This window comes from Lentibacter sp. (assembly GCF_965657785.1).
Taxonomy (GTDB): Bacteria; Pseudomonadota; Alphaproteobacteria; order Rhodobacterales; family Rhodobacteraceae; genus Lentibacter.
This window is the reverse complement of sequence record NZ_CBFHPP010000054.1, coordinates 1-2,784: the sequence shown is the minus strand read 5'-3', so window position 1 is coordinate 2,784 and position 2,784 is coordinate 1. Positions and strand designations below refer to the sequence as shown.

Sequence of the window (2,784 nt, the reverse complement as noted above, 5' to 3'; positions counted from 1 at the left end):
AAGCTCGTTGATGCGACGTGTGGCATCAATGCCAACAGCTTCGCAGATTGCTTTGGCAGAGGTGTTACCAATACCAGTGATATATGTGAGGGCGATCGGGACCCGTTTGTTGGTCGGGATGTTTACGCCGGCGATACGTGCCATACGTCTTTTGTCCTTTCGTTGCGGGTCCGTAATTCCAGACCCTTTTTTCACAACGTAGGCCCGAAGCATTCGCTCGGGCCGCAGCTGAATTCGAGGTGATGAGATTAGGCATGGGGGCGACCCATGCCAGAATCAAAATCTCCGAAGAGATAGGGCGTATTAGGAGTGTTTCAGAGGGGCGTCAACCCCTCCGAACGCCACAGCTCTGACTTACGCCAGAGCCTTGGCGATATCCGCCTTCACAGCGTCAATCTCGCCAAGCCCGTCGATAGAGACCAACTGGCCTTTGGCATAGTAATAGCCGATCAGCGGGGCGGTTTGCTTGTAGTAAGCCATGAGGCGCACTTTGAGGCTTTCTGCATTGTCATCCGCCCGCGCCGTGCCGCCAGCGGCAACAGCTTCGGCTGCGCGGTTGAGGATCCGGTCGACAAGCACCTCGTCATTGACCTGCATCTCGATCACAACATCAAGGCTTTCGCCTTTCTCGTTGAGAAGAGCGGCCAGAGCGTCGGCCTGCGGCAAGGTCCGCGGGAAGCCATCAAAAATGAAGCCGCCTTTTTTGTCGCCTTCCAGCTTCTCGCGAATAAGGCCGATCACAATCTCGTCCGTGACAAGCTCGCCCGCGTCCATAATCGCGGCAACTTTTTTACCCATCTCGGTGCCGGAGGTTTTGGCCTCACGGAGCATATCTCCTGTCGAGAGCTGGATCATATCACGCTCGTCAACAAGTTTGGCTGCTTGGGTGCCTTTGCCGGCTCCCGGTGGTCCGAGTAGGATAATATTCATCGCCGTGTGGTTCCCTTACGTTTGCGCTTCCGGCCCTTGCCAGACAACTGTGATCTCTCGATCAAACCTTCATATTGGTGCGCAAGCAAATGGCTCTGCACTTGCTGGATTGTGTCCATGGTCACGGACACAACAATCAACACCGATGTGCCGCCAAAATAGAACGGAATCGTGAATTGGCCACGCAGAAACTCAGGAAAGAGACAAACTGCCGCAAGGTAAGCCGAACCGAGAACAAGAACACGGTTCACAACATACTCAAGATACTCTGCCGTTTTCTTACCGGGGCGCACACCGGGGACAAAGCCGGACTGGTTCTTGAGGTTGTCCGCAACCTCGTCAGGCTTGAAGCTCACGTTGAAGGTGTAGAAATACGCAAAAAATACAATCATGCCCGCGAAGAACAAAAGATAGAGCGGCTGACCAGGGCCAAAGAACGCCAAGAGCCAAGACATGACAGGGCCGGTTGAGCCTTGCGCGCTGAAGGTGCTGATCGTTGTTGGCAAAAGCAGCAGCGAGCTCGCGAAGATCGCAGGAATAACGCCCGCCGGGTTCACCTTGACAGGCAAGTGGCTAGAGCCGCCGTCATACATCTTCATGCCGACTTGGCGGCGCGGGTATTGAATATGGATCTTGCGCAGGGCGCGCTCCATGAAGACCACGAACATAATCGTGCCGACCACCATCACAATCACACCAATCAGAACCGCAGGGCTGATCGCGCCCGAGCGACCTTGGCTGAAAAACTGCGCCAAGGCGGCAGGCACTTCTGCAATGATACCGACGAAAATAATCAATGAAATCCCGTTGCCAATGCCGCGTGCGGTGATTTGCTCACCCAGCCACATCAAGAACATCGTGCCGCCAATCAGCGTCACCATGCAGGAGGTCACAAAGAACCAATAGGGCAAGTCTGGCTGCACCAGATCGCCGCCATAGATGCTCACCGCCAGCCCGTAAGACTGAAGCGTCGCCAGAGCAACCGTGCCAAAACGCGTATATTGGTTGATTTTCTTACGGCCCTGCTCGCCCTCTTTCTTCAACTGCTCAAGCGAGGGAACCATCGAGGTAAGAAGCTGAACAATAATGCTCGCGGAGATATAAGGCATAATGCCCAGTGCAAAAATGCCCATCCGTCCGAGCGCACCGCCCGTAAACATCGAGACCATCCCGCCGATGCCCTGCCCGGCCTGCTCCATAAACTCGCGCAGCGCCGCGCCGTCGATGCCCGGAACGGGAATAAACGTGCCAAGGCGATAGACGATCAGCAAACCAAGGGTGAAAAGGATACGCGAGCGCAGATCAGATGCTTTAAAAAGCGTCCCCCAGCTCGTGTTGGCGGCCATTTGTTCTGCGGCGGATACCATTAGGGTCTCTCTTATGCATGAACGCCGCCTGCGCATTTTCCAAGCACAGGCGGCGTTTTGGGAAAACTTGTTAAGGGTATGTAAGGCGCTTGGGCGCGCCTCACAACCTCTTATTCTGCCGCTGCTGCGACCGTTACCTTCAGTGAGCCACCTGCTTTTTCAACTGCGTCAATCGCAGCCTTGGAAGCGCCTGTGACTTCAAGGTTCAATTTCGACGTGATCTCGCCCTTCGCCAGAACGCGCACACCGTCCAGCACACGGCGCACGAGGCCGCTTGCAACGAGCGCTTCTTCTGTGATGGCCGCTGAGGCATCAATCTTCTTCTCATCCACAAACTTCTGAATGAGGCCAAGGTTGATAACAGCAAATTTCTTACGGTTTGGCTTGTTGAAGCCACGCTTTGGCAAGCGTTGGTAGAGCGGCATTTGGCCGCCTTCAAAGCCTTTGATCGCCACACCTGAACGTGACTTTTGACCCTTGATACCAC

At 54.9% G+C, this 2,784-nt stretch carries 4 protein-coding genes; all 4 read right to left on the bottom strand.

Annotated features, from left to right (window positions below; genetic code table 11):
- Positions 1-144, bottom strand: a 144-nt coding sequence (gene rpsM / locus ACTF58_RS13455) for a 30S ribosomal protein S13 (RefSeq protein ID WP_438992477.1), incomplete at its 3' end; no start/stop codon positions are given.
- A 210-nt stretch (positions 145-354) separates the two neighbouring features.
- The gene (locus tag ACTF58_RS13450) at positions 355-930 is read right to left on the bottom strand and encodes an adenylate kinase (RefSeq protein ID WP_438992476.1); all 576 of its coding nucleotides are present in this window, start codon (positions 928-930) and stop codon (positions 355-357) included.
- Positions 927-2,297, bottom strand: coding sequence for a preprotein translocase subunit SecY (gene secY, locus ACTF58_RS13445; RefSeq protein WP_438992475.1), 1,371 nt, complete (start codon positions 2,295-2,297; stop codon positions 927-929). The genes ACTF58_RS13450 and secY overlap by 4 nt, the downstream gene beginning before the upstream one ends.
- A gap of 110 nt (positions 2,298-2,407) precedes the next feature.
- A partial coding sequence (rplO, locus tag ACTF58_RS13440; RefSeq protein ID WP_438992474.1) for a 50S ribosomal protein L15 occupies positions 2,408-2,784 on the bottom strand: 377 nt, incomplete at its 5' end.

Coding starts and splice junctions, on each gene's coding strand:
- ACTF58_RS13450 (WP_438992476.1), bottom strand. CDS start 930: ATGAATATTATCCTACTCGGACCACCGGGAGCCGGCAAAGGCACCCAA.
- secY (WP_438992475.1), bottom strand. CDS start 2,297: ATGGTATCCGCCGCAGAACAAATGGCCGCCAACACGAGCTGGGGGACG.